A 257-nucleotide genomic window follows, 5' to 3' on the forward strand; every position below is an offset into this window, starting at 1 on the left:
CCGGATTTCGGCGTGAAGATCCCGGCACAACCGCAACTGATGCTTGATATGGAACAGGCGCGTGGACTGCTGCATCGCCAGGATGCATCGCTGGTGAGCATTCGTTCGTGGCCAGAATTTATCGGTACGACCAGCGGTTACAGCTATATTAAACCAAAAGGTGAAATAGCCGGAGCACGTTGGGGACACGCAGGTAGCGACTCGACGCATATGGAAGATTTCCATAACCCGGATGGCACCATGCGCAGCGCCGATGA

1 pseudogene is annotated in these 257 nt (G+C 54.9%); it reads left to right on the top strand.

Annotated elements, in window-relative coordinates:
* Window positions 1-257, top strand: a pseudogene (locus QP752_RS11305) (hypothetical protein); the annotation flags it as partial.

Origin of the sequence: Corynebacterium sp. UMB10321 (genome assembly GCF_030228725.1) — a bacterium.
GTDB classification, from domain to species: domain Bacteria; phylum Actinomycetota; class Actinomycetes; order Mycobacteriales; family Mycobacteriaceae; genus Corynebacterium; species Corynebacterium pseudogenitalium.